We start from the raw sequence: 15,654 nt of genomic DNA on the forward strand, positions 1-15,654 counted from the left end.
GCTGCGAATCCGCCGCGACAGATCGTCGAGGTCGAGCGGCTTGCCGCCGTCAGCTATTTCATCAGGCCGGCGGCGGTGAGTGCGCGGGTGATGACGCCGCCGACGTCGATACCGCGGCGACGCGGTTGCGGCGGCGGCTCGGAAGCACGCTTGAGCGTCGTCAGCGGCCACAGCACCTTCGTGAGATCCGGCGCGCGCTCGGGCACCGGCGAAGCCGCCGCAGCGGTCTTTGCGGCTTGCTTTGCAGTTTCCTGCGCGGCGGCCTTCGCTGCCTCCTTGGACTGACGAATCCAGTTGGTGAGGCCGAAGAAATTCGCGATGTGATACGACGACGAAATTCCCGCCTCGATCAGGAACGCGCCCTGTGCGCCATAGCGCTCGTCATTGTCGCCGACGCCGAGCGGCGTGCCGTGGGCCATGTCGGTGATGGTGTAGGATTCGACCGTGGTTTCGCCATCCGCGTTCCACCAGACCTGGCGAGGGTAGCCGTCGACGGTCGACTCGGACATCGGCGCCGAAGGCAGTTGATGCACATCGAGCCACTGTTTGACGATCTCGTCGGCATTGGCGGGGTTGACGGTGCGATCGGCGCTGCCGTGCCACACCGACAGCTTCGGCCAGGGACCTGTGTGACCGGAAGCGCCGCGCACCAGATCGCCCAATTCGCCGGCCGGGCGGGACGGCGACTGGAACATTCCGCTCAGCGCTTCCCGCATGTTGGTCGCAACGCCATAGGGCAGTCCGGCGATGATGGCACCGCCCGCGAATATTTCGGGATAGGTGGCCAGCATGACCGAGGTCATGGCGCCGCCGGCGGAAAGCCCGGTGACGAAGATGCGCCGCTGGTCGATGCCGATATCAACCGCCATCCGCGCAATCATCTGCCGGATCGAGCAGGCTTCGCCGCTGTCGCGCGCGGTGTCTTCCGGGGTGAACCAGTTGAAGCAGCCGTTGGCGTTGTTCGATGGCTGCTGCTGCGGCATCAGCAACGCGAAGCCGTAATGTTTCGCCAGCGTGGACCAGCCGGCGCCGAGATCGTAGCCGGCCGCGCTCTGCCCGCAGCCATGCAGAACCAGCACCAAAGCGGGCGCCGGCGGGCAGTGATCGGGCACGAACGAGAACATCCGCAATCCGCCCGGATTGGAGCCAAAACCAGTGGTTTCGACCAAGGGGCTACCCTGGGCCGGCCGGAGGCTCCGTCCGAAATCTCCGAAGCCATTGAAACCATTCAGCTTGGGCAGGCGACGCAGAAATTCGACATTAGCGGCGAGGGACACCGGCAGCTCCTTGGGAAGAGAGACTTATCAACCCCATCAAGACCAGATAATTGCTGCAGTGCGAAATAAAAAGACCGTGTGCTGTCAACCTTTTAACAGCAAATTGCTTAACCCGGGCGCCGCATCCACGTCAGAAATGTGGCTCAGGGCGGCGAACAGCGCGCGGCCGCGTCGATATCGCCACGCTGACGATGAACGCATCGACACCGAACATGAATTGAGCGGCGACGACGGTTGCGAACAGCCACCAGCGATGGGGCGGACTCCATTGGCGGCATGGCCGCCTTCCCATGAACGCAGCTTGATCTGGACGCGACCAAGCCGCGTCGTCTCCTCGCGTGAAGGATCGTTCATGGCTGCCCTTTCGAAGCTGCTCGCCACATTGGCGGCAGTCGCGTTTACCGCTTCTCTCGCCGACGCTGCGTCGGCCAAAGTGCGAAAGCCGCAACGCGCCGCGCCGGAGCAACTCAGCCAGAAGCAACCGCCGCCTTTAGCGCTGCCCCGGCAATTCTTCGCCGCAAAGGGCGTGCAGCCGCTGACCCCGGAGCTGGAACAGGACCTGAAGCCGAAAGACAGTTTCAGGGAATGCGATATCTGCCCGGAAATGGTGGTGGTGCTTCCGCCAAGGAAACCTGGAAAGTCAGCCTGCCCAACGCCTGAGCGCGTCGGTGAAGCCAAAGCGCGGCGCATGGTTCGACCAAGCGATTGCGCCTGCGCCACCCACAGAACTCAAGAGATTCCCGGCTCCAATGAACCGGTGAGCGAGGCGCGCTGCGACAGTTCGATCCAGTTGCCGTCGGGATCGCGCACCATCGAAATGCGGGCCGTCGTCCCCAGTGTCACCGGCGCGCGGGCCTCCAGGCCGCCATGGGCCAGCACATAGGCATGTTCGCGATCGACCTCGAACACCTGAAAGGTGATGTAGCGCCAACCCTTGCCCTCGAAGGACGCATCGTGCGGCGCGTCGGAGGCGAGCTCCGTTATCAGCACGGTGTCGCCGGCAAGATAAGTCATCGCTCCGCCGGCGTCATCGGACTTGCCCTGCGGCAGGCCAAGCGCCTCCGTATAGAAGCGGCGATGCGCCTCGAGGTCGCGAACGCCGAGGCGAATTCCGATGCGTTCGATTCCGAACATTCCCCTCGGCACCAGCGCGACCCGGTTGCCGTCCGGATCGACCAGCGGCTTCGGCGCGGCGATACCGTCGCGCGCGATCAGAAGCTCGCGATAGCCCGAGGGCGGGTTGTCGGGAATCGGCTCATAGACCTGGTTGATTTTCAGGATCGAGCCGCAGAGATCGTGACGATGCTGCTTGTAGCCGCGGCGGATCGGCTGGGTGTATTCGAACGGCAGGCCGATCTCGTTCTGCCAGAACGCCAGCGCGGCCGGCGCGTTGTTGGTCGCAAAGCCGATGTCGATGCGGGGTTTCGCGAGGTTCATCGTGGCTTTCTATCGGCACAGGAAGGGACGCGGAATTCCGGGCAACGGTTTAAGTCAGCCAACCCCGCGCGACAACCATGCGCTGGCGTCAGGGTTTGAGGATTGCCTTGCAGCTGCCCGCCCCGTAGTTTGGAACCAAGCATCCAAGAACAATGAAGTCCGGAGAAAACCCCATGGCGCGCCTGAAGTTCGGAGCCTTTCTCGCCCCGCATCATCCCATCGGCGAGCATCCGATGCTGCAATTCCGCAGGGACCTCGACCTGGTCGAGCAGCTCGACGCGCTCGGCTATGACGAGTTCTGGTGCGGCGAGCATCATTCCTCGGGCTGGGAAACCATCGCCTCGCCGGAAATGTTTCTGGCCGCCGCCGGCGAGCGCACCAAGCGCATCAAGCTCGGCACCGGCGTGGTTTCGCTGCCCTATCATCATCCCTTCAACGTCGCCCAGCGCATGGTGCAGCTCGACCACATGACCGGCGGCCGCGCCATCTTCGGCTCCGGTCCGGGCGCGCTGGCGTCGGACGCGCACACGCTTGGCATCGATCCGATGACACAGCGCGACCGCCAGGACGAGGCGATTTCGGTGATTAGCCGGCTGTTCAAGGGCGAGCGCGTCACCGCGAAGAGCGACTGGTTCACCATGAACGACGCCGCGCTGCAGATCCTGCCCCTGCAGGAAGAGATGCCGTTCGTGGTGGCTTCGCAGATCTCGCCGTCCGGCATGACGCTGGCCGGCAAGTACGGCATCGGCATCATCTCGCTCGGCTCGATGTCGACCCAGGGCCTGATGGCGCTGGGGACGCAATGGGGCTTTGCCGAGGATGCCGCCAGGAAGCACGGCACCACTGTGAACCGCGCCGACTGGCGCGTGCTGCTGTCCTGGCACATCGCCGAGACCCGCGAACAGGCGCAGCGTGAGGCCGGCGCCGGACTGATGCGCTGGCACAACGAGTATAATGTCCGCACCCTGCAGCGGCCGGGCCTGACGCCGTTCACCTCGCCCGAGGACGCGGTGGAAAAGACCGCCGGCGGCGAAGGCGCCGCCTCCACCATCGGCACTCCCGACGATCTGGTCAAAACCATCAAGAACCTGATGGAAGTATCCGGCGGCGTCGGCACCATCATCGGCTTCGTGCATGACTGGGCCAATCCGGAGAACACCCGGCGCAGCTGGGACATGGTGGCGCGCTACGTGGTGCCGGAGATCAACGGCTACATCGACGGCCTGCGCAGGTCGCAGAAATTCGTGATCGAAAATCGCGCCATCTTCGAGCGCGCCGGGCAAGCCGTGATGGCCAAGATCATGGAGAACGACAAGGCCGCCGCGGCGCTTTCGCTCACCGGCCCCGGCCGCGTCGCGATCCCGACCATCAACGCGCCGGATCTGCAGAAGGAAGCCGAGAAACGGAAGGCGTAAGGCGTAAGGCGAACCGGGCGGCTCGATCGCTAATCGTACCGCCCGGTCGCGCCCCGCGACCGCATTCTTTCCGGCCTTGTGTGCGGCGCGGCACGCGACTTTGTCGCGCAGTCCGGACCGGTCGCAACCCTTCCAGCTACGGATGAGCCTTTGCACGGCAGGGACAAAGGGATATTTTCGAGCCCGGGTTATGCCGACGACTGCCCGCCCGATCTGCAGGGACCAACCGGAGCAACTGCCATGTCGATGCAAAGTGTGGCTTCCCCCGCGATATCCTTCACTCCGCCCAAGCGCAATTCACTGACGCATATTCCCGGCGACGAGGGCTGGCCCATCATCGGCAAGACGCTTCACGTCCTCGCCGACCCCAAAGGCCAGGTCGAGCGGGCGGCGGCGCAATACGGGCTGGTCTATCGCAGCCATTTGTTCGGCGAGACCAGCCTCACTTTGCTTGGACCGGAAGCCAACGAGCTGGTGCTGTTCGACCAGGCCAAGCTGTTCTCCTCGACCCACGGCTGGGGCCGGATTCTCGGGCTGTTGTTTCCGCGCGGGCTGATGTTGCTCGATTTCGACGAGCATCGCCTGCACCGGCGCGCGCTGTCGGTCGCCTTCAAGGCCGGGCCGATGAAATCCTATCTCGGTGAACTCGACACCGGCATTGCGGCGCGGGTCGCGCAATGGAAGGCGAAGCCGGGGCCGATGCCGTTTTATCCCGCGATGAAGCAGCTCACGCTCGACCTCGCCGCCACCTCGTTCCTCGGCGCCGAAATCGGACCCGAGGTCGACGACATCACCCGCGCCTTCGTCGACATGGTGGCCGCTTCCGTCGCCGTGATCCGCAAGCCGCTGCCCGGCACCGCGATGGCGCGCGGCGTCAACGGCCGCAAGCGCATCGTGGCCTATTTCTCGGAGCAGATTCCGGTCCGCCGCGCCAAGGGCGGCGGCGAAGACCTGTTCTCGCAACTGTGCCACGCCACCCACGAGGACGGCGCGCTTTTGTCGACGCAGGACATCATCGACCATATGAGCTTCCTGATGATGGCCGCGCACGACACGCTGACGTCGTCGCTGACCTCGTTCGTCGGCGAACTCGCCGCCCATCCGGAGTGGCAGCAAAAGCTGCGCGACGAAGTGAACGCGCTGGGTGTCGCGGCCGACGCGCCCACCAGCTTCGACAATCTCGAGGCGATGCCGCTCACCGAGATGGCCTTCAAGGAAGCGCTGCGGCTGAAGCCGCCGGTGCCTTCGATGCCGCGGCGCGCGGTCCGCGACTTCACGTTCAAGGGCTACGCGATCCCGGCCGGCACCATGCTCGGCGTCAATCCGCTGTTCACCCACCACATGCCCGACATCTGGCCCGATCCCGACAAGTTCGATCCGCTGCGCTTTACCGATGAGGCGCAACGCGGCCGGCATCGCTTCGCCTGGGTGCCGTTCGGCGGCGGCGCGCATATGTGCCTCGGACTGCACTTCGCCTACATGCAGGCCAAGTGCTTTGCCCGGCATTTCCTGCAGAATCTCGAGGTCTCGTTCGAGCCGGGCTACAAGGCGGACTGGCAGATGTGGCCGATCCCGAAACCGCGCGACGGAATGCGGGTGACGCTGAAGCCGGTGTGACCGCCGCGCCGGAGCGTTATTCGATAAACGTCGTGAGCTGCGCGCCTTCGTCGGCCACGAACACCGCGATCAGTTCGGCGGGCTCGGTGTTGCTGGCATTGGCCGAGACCAGATGCGTGGCACCCGGCGGCTCGAAGAACGACTGGCCGACCTTGAAAGTCTCGACCGGACCGCCGGCCAGCTGCGAGTGGATCTCGCCCTTGGTGACGTAAGCGGTGACCGAGCCCGCATGCCGGTGTGCGCGGGTAAATCCGCCGGGGCCATAAGACACCCGGACGACGGTCACGCGCTTGCCCGGCACATTCGGCAAAGCGTGCGAGGCGATCGGTTCGACGGTATCGAGCGTCGATCCCGGCGAATTGCCGGTCATGCAAAGCGGCTCGACGATCGCCGAGATGACGTCCACGGTCTGCGGCAACGCCTTGGCGATCAGGAAGGCGAAGGCAAGGCCGGCAATGACGGCCAGATGAAACGGCCGGGCTTCGGCTCGCCCGAACGACTTATCGAATGTTGCGGACATTGATGGCTCTCCCGATTGGCTCCCCTGTCATTCCGGGATGGTGCGCCAGCACCAGACCCGGAATCTCGAGATTCCGGGTTCGATGCTTCGCATCGCCCCGGAATGACGAGTTCGACCTACCCCGCGCCCTGATCGAACGCCTTGCGCAGCGCGACATAGCCCTGCTGCTGCGCGGTCCAGTTGCGGCCGCCGGTGATGGCGCCGTCGACCACCAGATCATGCCCGTTGATGAAACTGGATTCGTCGCTGGCCAGAAACACCGCGGCGTGGGCGATGTCTTCCGGCAAGCCGGCGCGTGGAATCGGCTGCGCGGCCTTGTAGACCTCGCGCATCACGGCCGGCGTCTTCTCGGCGGCTTCTACCGGCAACCCGAGCGCCTTGCCGAAAATGCCGGTGGCGATCGCTCCCGGCGAGATCGAGTTGACGCGGATGCCGGATTCACCGAGCTCCATCGCCACGCATTTGGTGAGGTGAATGACGGCGGCCTTGGCCGCGCCATAGACCACCGACGAGGAGAAGCCGGCCAGCCTGCCGGCGATGCTGCCATTGTTGATGATGCTGCCGGAGCCCTGGCGGCGCATATGGGGGGCGGCGTGCTTCATGCCGAGCATTACGCTGCGCACCAGTGTCGCCATCGCGGCATCGAAGCGGTCGACCTCGAGGCCTTCGATGCCGCCGGTCTGCGCCGGGCCGCCGGCATTGTTGAACAGGCAATCGATCCGGCCGAACTTGTCGACCGCCTGCTCGATCAGCGCGCGCATCTGCGCCTCGACCGTGACGTCGGTCTGGCGGAAGACGCAGTTGACGCCGAGCCTCCTGGCCAGCGCCTCGCCTTCCGGCACGCGACGTCCGGCAATGACGATTCTGGCGCCTTCGGCGACGAAAATCTCCGCGGTGCTCAGTCCAATGCCGCTTGTCGCCCCGGTGATCACCGCGACCTTGCCGTCCAGCCGTCCCATGTCGTTCTCCCATTCCTCGTGATTTTGATTTCAAATATATCTCCGGCCTCCCGGAACTACGCAAGCCACGGTTTGTTGCGAAACAGTTTCCTCGAACCGAGTGCGGTCGGCGCCGTTTCCGGCCGCTGATCGCGGATTTTCCTCTATGCTCGGCCTTATTTTGGATTCGCTCATCGGTTGATATGGCTTATGGGGAAATTGATCGACGAGTTTCGGCTGGTCTGGCAAGGAATATCCCAGCCATCGCCGCTACTTAATATCGGATTTGCAGCCTTCTGCCTCGCGCTGTCGACCGCTGCACGGTGGGGTCTTGCACTGATTCGACCGGACGTATTCTTCATCCCGTATTTTCCGGCCGTATTCTTTGCCACCGCCTTCGGCGGCTACCGGATCGGCATTGCAACCGCACTGGCCGGAGGGATACTCGGCCTGACCGTCAACTTCAGCGACGCGATGGCCGATACAGCCAGAGTAATACTGCTGCTGATTTATTGGACGGTGTGCGGACTGACGATCTGGGGGGTGGCGCACTATCGATCGATCGCCTTGCGGCAACGAGACATCTCACGGCGGCTGATCCGGGAGGAGGAATACCGCAAGCTGATCGTCGACGAACTCCAGCACCGGCTGAAGAACAAGCTGTCGACCATTCATGCGGTTCTGCATCAGGTGCTGCACGATCAGCCGCAGATTTGGGCCCGCATCGATCCCAGGATACGAGCGCTGTCCCGGACGGACGACCTGATTGCCAGGGTCGACGGCTTTGGCTGCGATATCAAGGATCTCCTGGTCTCCGAACTCGGTCCTTACGGGCATGTCCGGTTCAACCTGAACGGAGATCCGCTGTTTCTCCCCGGCAAGCTGGCGGTGAGCCTGGCGCTGATATTCCACGAACTGGCCACCAATGCCGGGAAATACGGCGCGTTTGCCTCTCCGCGAGGGTTTTTGCAGGTGTCATGGACGGTCACCGACGATCGCCTCGGCATTACCTGGGACGAGACCGAAGGTCCTCCGGTCGGAAGCATCGGGGAAGCAGGCTTCGGCACCAAGCTGTTGAAATCGGCGCTCCTGCCCTTCGACGGCAAGACCGAAATCAGCTTCTTGAAGACCGGGGTTCACTGCACCCTGCAGTGTCGCATACCCGCGAGCTAGCAGGCCGCCTTCGGCCCATCGAGGACGAAAGTCGCCGAAGGCCCGGCATTCCAAAATCGCGTTAGAGCTCTGTTAATGACGATTAGGGTGAGGCTAATTCAAAGCGCACACTTTGTTCGACTGACGCCCTCTTTCTCGGTTCCATTTAACCAAAACTACAAGGGACTCCGCCACAGTCGGCCGCATGCCAAGCCGCACCCAACACAACCTGCAGAGAGCCCTGTCCGAACGCGGTAACGAACTTGCTGCAGATGCCGAGCTGAGCATTCTGAGGGATGTCTTCCGAATGCTCCCGACCGGCGTGACGGTTCAGGACGAGCAAGGCCACTTCCTGCTGGTGAATGACGCCGCCGCGGCCCAACTCAGGATGGCTGGCGTCGAACCGGCGGCGCCGGCTTCGAGGGAACTGGACCACCGTCGCAAGACCGGCATCGAAGTGCTGCGCACCGGCCGCCCCGCGATTGCGGAAGAATGCGTCGACAACGGCCATGCCAAGCAGGTCTATCTCACCACCCATCGACCGGTTCGCATCGCCGACCGCAACCTGCTGCTGTCGAGCTCCGCCGACATCAGCGAGCAGAAGGCCGTCGAGGATCACTTGTTCCGGTCGGCCTATTATGACGAACTGACCGATCTGCCGACGCGGCGCGTGATCGAGCATCGCGTCAACGCGCTCTTGAAGCGCGACGAGCCGCACGGCCGCTTCGCGCTGGCGTTCCTCGACATCGATAATTTCAAGCATATCAACGACTATTACGGCCACGCGATCGGCGATGCGCTTCTGGTCGAGATCGCCAGGCGGCTTGGGCTGGACTTGCGCGAATCCGACATGCTGTCGCGGATCAGCGGCGATGAATTCCTGCTGCTGCTCGATCCGATCCAGAGCGAGCACGAAGTGTCGGAGTACATTCGCTTCCTGCTGGAGCGCCTGAGGGCGCCGTTTTTCATCGACGGCTCGGAAATTTTCGCATCGACCTCGATCGGGGTCAGCCTCTATCCCGAGCACGGCCGCAGTTACGATTTGCTGCGCCAGAACGCCGACATCGCGATGTATCGCGTCAAGAACGAGGGCAAGGGCTCCGCCGCCTTCTTCGACGCCAGCATGGAGCGCGAGGCGCAGGCGCGCATGAAAGTCGAGCAATCGCTGCGGCTGGCGATCCTGGAGAAACGCTTTTGCTGCGCCTTCCAGGCCAAGGTCGACATCCGCACCCAGGATATCAAGGGCATCGAGGCGCTGGTGCGCCTGCGCGACGATACGGGCGTCATTCAGGCTCCCGACACCTTCATCAATCTTGCCGTGGAACTCGGATTGATCGACGAGCTCACGCACCTGGTGCTGGCCGAGATCGTCAAATCGATCGATCTCATCAACGAGACCTTCGGCCCCGGCGCCACCATCAGCATCAATGTCGCGGCCAAGCAGGCCGGCAATCCGGAATTCATGCGACCGTTTGCGACCGCCATCGAGGCGACGGGATATCCCGAACGTTTCATGATCGAGGTCACGGAAGACGCCTTCGTCACCAAAACCCATTTCCAGGATCAGATCCTGCCGATCTTCCGGAAGATCGGGGTCCGGATATCGATCGACGACTTCGGCATCGGCTATTCGTCGCTGTCGGCGCTGGCCGACATCACCGCCGACGAGATCAAGATCGACCGCTCCTTCATCACCGACATCCACAAGCGCCCGCGCAGCCAGGGCATCTTGCGGGCGATCGAGTCGCTGAGCGAGGCGCTGGGCATGACCGTTATAGCCGAGGGCATCGAAACCTTCGAGGAACTCGCCTATCTGCAGGCCGCCACCAAGATCCGCTATGCCCAGGGCTATTACTTTTCCAGGCCGATCTTTCTGGAGGAACTCAAGCCGGCGATTCCGCTCGCCAGCGCAGCGCGCGCCAGCCCGGCGAGCCGTCCGCCGCAGGAAAACCGCCCGGTCTATGCGCGCGGCGAGCGCTATCGGCGTTGATGGCGATCGCGGAATCGTGGTCGGCGTCATTGCCGCCGGCCGATCAGCGAAATGAACGAGTGCCGGCGCCCGGGAACGTCTTCGTATTTGCATCCGGCGAGGCGGCTTCGGGATCCAGATTCCGCTATGCGAAATCGCAGGTCATTTGCTAGATATATCAAGCAAATGAACCTCGCAGTTCAGTTCCAATAATGAGATAAATCAGACGCGGCACAGATCGCCCGGCCAATCGTCGCTATCTCCATCCGGCATCCATCGAGGACTTTTCTCGCGCCATGTCCGATCGCCACTCCATCGTCAGCGACCCCGAAGTCATTCGTGTGCGCGCCATGGAAACGCTGTTTGAGCGGCTCGAGAGTCTTTGTGAAGGCGCCATTGCGATCGATCGCGCGGGGCGCGTCGTCTACGTCAACGAAAAATATCTTGCCTCGCTCGGCCTCGATCACGCGTCGGAAGCCATCGGCCGCCCGATCGAGGAAGTCATCCCCAACAGCCTGATGCGCCGGGTAGCGGAGACCGGCGAGCCGATCCTGCTGGACATCATGGAGCTCGGCGGCGAGCAGCTCGTCGTCACGCGGATGCCGATCGAGGATGAGAACAAGAATGTGATCGGCGCGATCGGCTTTGTGCTTTACGATCGCCTCGACGGCCTCAAGCCGCTGATTGCGCGGATGGCTCAGCTCGAAAGCGACTTGCGCGTGGCGAAACGACAATTGTCGCAGCCGCGCACCGCGCGGTTTACCATCGGCGACTACGTCGGCGGGACCGAAGGGATTGCGCGGGCCAAGGAACTCGCCGGCCGGGCAGCGCGGCAAAGCGTGACGGTGCTGCTGACCGGCGAAACCGGCACCGGCAAGGAACTGCTGGCCCAGGCCATCCACAACGCGTCCGCGCGCGCCGACAAGCCTTTCGTCAGCGTCAATGTCGCCGCCATTCCCGATACGCTGATCGAGTCCGAATTCTTCGGCGCAGCGCCGGGCGCCTACACCGGCGCCGATCGCAAGGGCCGCGATGGCAAGTTCCGGATCGCCGACGGAGGGACCTTGTTTCTCGATGAAATCGGCGAAATGCCGCTGCAGTTGCAGGTCAAGCTGCTGCGCGTGTTGCAGGAGCGCGAAATCGAGCCGCTCGGATCGGAAAAGGTCTCGAAAGTCGATATCCGCGTTATCGCCGCCACCAACATCGATCTGCAGAAGCGCGTGAACGAAGGTGCGTTCCGGGCCGATCTGTACTATCGGCTCAACGTGCTTTCGATCGCGTTGCCGCCGTTGCGCGACTGCATCGGCGATCTTCCCGAGATTTGCGCCCGGCTGCTCGACGACATCATCCTCTCCGGCAACTATCTCAGCGCACGGATCACGCCCTCGGGTCTCGCCGCGCTTGCCCGTTACGATTGGCCCGGCAACGTCAGAGAGCTGCGCAACATCCTGGAGCGCGCCCTGATCCTCAGCGATTCAGGCCGTCTGACCGGCAATGATTTCGCGCGCATTTTGCCCTTCGGGGCCGAAGTCAAGGCCATGGCGGCAACAAGGCCGGAGGCAGGCGTCGTCCCGTATTCGCAGGCCGAAGCGAGGTTCGAGAAACAGACACTCGAGCATGCACTTCAGGCGACCAATGGGCAGATTTCCGAAGCGGCCAAGATGCTCCGCATCTCCCGCGCAACGTTTTACAAGAAGCTCGCCAAGCTCGGGCTCACGCCATCAGGTTCGCCACCCGTCTGATTTTTGAGACTCGAAGCGTCTCAAGTCTCAGACAGTTGACGCCGGCTGCTTCCGGCTCGACATCGCCGGCAGCCGCCTGAACTGCCGGTTTTTCAGTCGTTTTGATATATCGCAATGCATCTGGCGCGGACCTTGCTCTGTTTCTTCGACGACGCATGCCAAATGCGCGCGATCTTAGCAGGGAGGGAACGTCGTTGAGCCAGCATCCAGCCCTGCCCTATCTGCGCAACTCGGAGAAGGGCAAGATCGTTACCGCAGCCGAAGCCGTGCGGCTGATCCGCGACGGCGACACCGTCGCCACCGGCGGCTTCGTCGGCATCGGGTTCGCCGAGGAAATCGCGCTGGCGCTGGAGCAGCTCTATCTCGCCAGCGAAGGCGACGCCCCCTACACCCAGGGCAAGCCGCACAATCTGACGCTGATCTATGCCGCGGGACAAGGCGACGGCAAGGATCGTGGCCTCAATCATTTCGCGCATGAGGGGCTGGTCAAGCGTGTGATCGGCGGCCACTGGGGCCTTGCGCCGAAATTGCAGGCGCTCGCGATATCCAATCAGATCGAGGCCTACAATCTGCCGCAGGGCGTCATTACCCACATGTTTCGCGACATCGCGGCACGCCGCCCCGGCCATATCTCGCGCGTCGGCATGGGCACTTTCGTCGACCCGCGCAACGGCGGCGGCAAGCTCAACGCCCGCACCACCGAAGACATGGTCGAGCTGGTCACCCTCGGCGGCCAGGAATGTTTGTTTTACAAGACCTTTCCGATCGACGTCGGCATCATCCGCGCCACCACGGGCGATCCCGACGGCAACCTCACCATGGAAAAGGAAGCACTGACGCTGGAGGCGCTGGCAATCGCCATGGCGGCGCATAATTCCGGCGGCATCGTGATCGCGCAGGTCGAACGGGTGGCCGAAAGCGGCAGCCTCAATCCGCGCCAGGTCAAAATCCCCGGCATCCTGGTCGACTGCGTCGTGGTGGCGAAGCCGGAAAATCACTGGCAGACCTTCGGCACGCAGTACAATCCCGCGTTCAGCAGCGAGATCCGGGTACGCGCCGGCTCGCTGCCGCCGATGCCGATGAGCGAACGCAAGATCATCGCGCGCCGCGCCGCCTTCGAACTGAAGCCCAACAGCGTCGTCAATCTCGGCATCGGCATGCCCGACGGCATCGCGGCGGTCGCCAACGAAGAGGGGATCATCGACCTCATCACCATGACCGCGGAACCCGGGGTGATCGGCGGCATCCCCGCGAGCGGGATCGATTTCGGCGCGGCGATCAACACCCAGGCGGTGATCGATCAGCCTTATCAGTTTGACTTTTACGACGGCGGCGGCCTCGACGCGGCATTTCTCGGCCTCGCCCAGGTCGATCGCGCCGGCAACCTCAACGTCAGCAAATTCGGCCCCAAGCTTGCCGGCGCCGGCGGCTTCATCAATATCAGCCAGAACGCCAAGAAGGTGATATTCGTCGGCACCTTCGGCGCCGGCCGCCTGCGCATTGCCTTGTCCGACGGCAAGCTCGCCATCCTGGAGGAGGCGAAAGCGCGCAAGTTCGTCGAAGCCGTCGAGCAAGTGACGTTCAGTGGGGCTTATGCGACCAAGCGCGGGCAGAGCGTGCTCTACGTCACCGAACGCTGCGTCTTCACACTGACGCCCGACGGGCTCGAACTCGTCGAAGTCGCGCCCGGCATCGATATCGGACGCGATATCCTGGCGCTGATGGATTTCAAGCCGGCGATACCCCGCGATCCCGTTGCCATGGACCCGCGAATCTTCCGCGAGGGGCCGATGGATCTGCGCAAGGACATGCTTGCGATTCCGCTCGATCAGCGCTTCACGCTCGATGAGCAGCAGAACTTGTTCTTCGTCAATCTGGAGCGCTTCGCACTGCGCAGCCGCGCCGATATCGATGCGATCGCCGGAGCCGTGGAAATGAAGCTCGGCGGGCTCGGCCGGCGGGTCTACGCGATCGTCAACTACGACAACTTCTCGATCGTGCCCGAGCTGCTCGACGAATATTCGGCCATGGTGCGCAGCCTCGCCGACCGCTTCTACTCGGGCGTCTCCCGCTATACCACCTCGGGCTTCCTGCGCATCAAGCTCGGCGAAGCGCTGGAGAAACGCGGCGTCGCCGCGCATATTTTCGAAAGCGCGGAGGAAGCGCAGTCGGATTGGCGGAATGTCGCCGGCATCGCCGACTCGCGCCCCGATCCCGACCGGCGTGTGACGCTTGGAAGAACCGCATGAACGCTCAATGATATTTTTTCGAAACCGCGCGCAGCCGGAACATCGAATTGCAATGTTCCTCCCGCTGTGCGAATCGCTGTGATAACGTCAATTCTGCAACAGGAGGAACTGCCGTGCGCTTACCACTCATTCTCGCAACCGCCACACTCGGCCTGATCGGAAGCGCCGCCGCCCAGGCGGACGATCTCAAGATCGGCCTGATCTACGGAAAGACCGGGCCGCTGGAAGCCTACGCCAAGCAGACCGAAACCGGCCTGCGCATGGGACTGGAGTATGCCACCAAGGGCACCATGACGGTCGACGGCCGCAAGATCGTCGTCATCACCAAGGATGACCAGAGCAAGCCGGATCTCTCCAAGGCGGCGCTCGCGGAAGCCTATCAGGACGACAAGGTCGATATCGCGATCGGCACGACGTCGTCAGCGGCGGCGCTGGCCGACCTGCCGGTGGCCGAGGAAAACAAGAAGATCCTGATCGTCGAGCCCGCGGTCGCGGATCAAATTACCGGCGAGAAGTGGAATCGCTATATCTTCCGCACCGGGCGCAATTCCTCGCAGGACGCGATCTCCAACGCGGTGGCGATCGGCAAGCCCGGCGTCAGCATCGCCACGCTGGCGCAGGACTATGCCTTCGGCCGTGACGGCGTCGCCGCCTTCAAGGAGGCGCTGGCAAAGACCGGTGCGACGCTCGTCGCCGAGGAATATGCACCGACCACCACGACCGATTTCACCGCGGTGGGCCAGCGCCTGTTCGACGCGCTGAAGGACAAGCCGGGCCGCAAGATCATATGGATAATCTGGGCCGGCGCCGGCAATCCGCCGGCGAAGCTCCAGGACATGGATCCGAAGCGCTACGGCATCGAGCTCTCGACCGGCGGCAACATCCTGCCGGCGCTCGCAGGCTATAAGATCATGCCCGGCATGGAAGGCGCGACCTACTACTATTACGACATTCCGAAGAATCCGGTGAACGACTGGCTCGTCGCCGAACACCAGAAGCGCTTCAACGCACCGCCGGATTTCTTCACCGCGGGCGGATTTGCCGCGGCGATGGCCGCGGTCACCGCCGTGACCAAGGCGAAATCCACCGACACCGAAAAGCTGATCGCGGCGATGGAAGGCATGGAGTTCGACACGCCCAAGGGCAAGATGATGTTCCGCAAGGAGGACCATCAGGCGCTGCAGAGCATGTATCACTTCAAGGTCAAGGTCGATCCGAACGTCGCCTGGGCCGTGCTGGAGCCGGTGCGCGAACTCAAGATCGGGGACATGAACGTTCCGATCCGCAACAAGCGGTAACCATCGTTCCGCGATTGGCCTCTCCCCGCATGTGGGGGAG

12 protein-coding genes are annotated in these 15,654 nt (G+C 63.2%); 7 read left to right on the forward strand and 5 right to left on the reverse strand.

Going from position 1 to position 15,654, the window contains the following annotated elements; genetic code table 11:
* Positions 1–53: 53 nt before the first annotated feature.
* The 3 genes from KMZ29_RS26190 to KMZ29_RS26200 all read right to left on the reverse strand — a co-directional run bounded on the left by KMZ29_RS26190 (position 54) and on the right by KMZ29_RS26200 (position 2,714).
* A complete protein-coding gene (locus KMZ29_RS26190; protein ID WP_215621865.1) occupies positions 54–1,277 on the reverse strand; it encodes an extracellular catalytic domain type 1 short-chain-length polyhydroxyalkanoate depolymerase in 1,224 nt (407 codons plus the stop codon).
* An 84-nt stretch (positions 1,278–1,361) separates the two neighbouring features.
* Positions 1,362–1,997 (reverse strand): hypothetical protein, encoded by a 636-nt coding sequence (locus KMZ29_RS26195; RefSeq protein WP_215621866.1) that lies wholly within the window; start codon positions 1,995–1,997, stop codon positions 1,362–1,364.
* A gap of 9 nt (positions 1,998–2,006) precedes the next feature.
* A complete protein-coding gene (locus KMZ29_RS26200) occupies positions 2,007–2,714 on the reverse strand; it encodes a VOC family protein (RefSeq protein WP_215621867.1) in 708 nt (235 codons plus the stop codon).
* 173 nt (positions 2,715–2,887) lie between these two features.
* On the opposite strand from KMZ29_RS26200, the gene KMZ29_RS26205 reads away from it, so the two are divergent.
* Positions 2,888–4,129 (forward strand): LLM class flavin-dependent oxidoreductase, encoded by a 1,242-nt coding sequence (locus KMZ29_RS26205; RefSeq protein ID WP_215621868.1) that lies wholly within the window; start codon positions 2,888–2,890, stop codon positions 4,127–4,129.
* Between the two features lie 240 nt (positions 4,130–4,369).
* Entirely contained in the window at positions 4,370–5,746 is a 1,377-nt protein-coding gene (locus tag KMZ29_RS26210) for a cytochrome P450 (protein ID WP_215621869.1), read from the forward strand.
* A 16-nt stretch (positions 5,747–5,762) separates the two neighbouring features.
* Here KMZ29_RS26210 and KMZ29_RS26215 read toward each other — a convergent pair whose 3' ends face one another.
* Together KMZ29_RS26215 and KMZ29_RS26220 are read right to left on the reverse strand one after the other, a co-directional pair.
* Complete coding sequence (locus KMZ29_RS26215) at positions 5,763–6,266, reverse strand: cupin domain-containing protein (RefSeq protein ID WP_215621870.1); 504 nt, start codon at positions 6,264–6,266, stop codon at positions 5,763–5,765.
* 116 nt (positions 6,267–6,382) lie between these two features.
* The gene (locus KMZ29_RS26220) at positions 6,383–7,225 is read right to left on the reverse strand and encodes an SDR family NAD(P)-dependent oxidoreductase (RefSeq protein WP_215621871.1); all 843 of its coding nucleotides are present in this window, start codon (positions 7,223–7,225) and stop codon (positions 6,383–6,385) included.
* A 189-nt stretch (positions 7,226–7,414) separates the two neighbouring features.
* On the opposite strand from KMZ29_RS26220, the gene KMZ29_RS26225 reads away from it, so the two are divergent.
* The 5 genes from KMZ29_RS26225 to KMZ29_RS26245 all read left to right on the forward strand — a co-directional run bounded on the left by KMZ29_RS26225 (position 7,415) and on the right by KMZ29_RS26245 (position 15,614).
* Positions 7,415–8,377, forward strand: coding sequence for a sensor histidine kinase (locus KMZ29_RS26225; RefSeq protein ID WP_215621872.1), 963 nt, complete (start codon positions 7,415–7,417; stop codon positions 8,375–8,377).
* A gap of 286 nt (positions 8,378–8,663) precedes the next feature.
* Positions 8,664–10,346, forward strand: coding sequence for a putative bifunctional diguanylate cyclase/phosphodiesterase (locus KMZ29_RS26230; protein ID WP_249779793.1), 1,683 nt, complete (start codon positions 8,664–8,666; stop codon positions 10,344–10,346).
* A 275-nt stretch (positions 10,347–10,621) separates the two neighbouring features.
* Positions 10,622–12,067, forward strand: a complete 1,446-nt coding sequence (locus KMZ29_RS26235; protein WP_215621874.1) for a sigma-54 interaction domain-containing protein — start codon at positions 10,622–10,624, stop codon at positions 12,065–12,067.
* Between the two features lie 194 nt (positions 12,068–12,261).
* Complete coding sequence (locus KMZ29_RS26240; RefSeq protein WP_249779794.1) at positions 12,262–14,316, forward strand: acyl CoA:acetate/3-ketoacid CoA transferase; 2,055 nt, start codon at positions 12,262–12,264, stop codon at positions 14,314–14,316.
* A 113-nt stretch (positions 14,317–14,429) separates the two neighbouring features.
* The gene (locus tag KMZ29_RS26245; protein ID WP_215621876.1) at positions 14,430–15,614 is read left to right on the forward strand and encodes a substrate-binding domain-containing protein; all 1,185 of its coding nucleotides are present in this window, start codon (positions 14,430–14,432) and stop codon (positions 15,612–15,614) included.
* Positions 15,615–15,654: the final 40 nt, after the last annotated feature.

Origin of the sequence: Bradyrhizobium sediminis (assembly GCF_018736085.1) — a bacterium.
GTDB classification, from domain to species: Bacteria; Pseudomonadota; Alphaproteobacteria; order Rhizobiales; family Xanthobacteraceae; genus Bradyrhizobium; species Bradyrhizobium sediminis.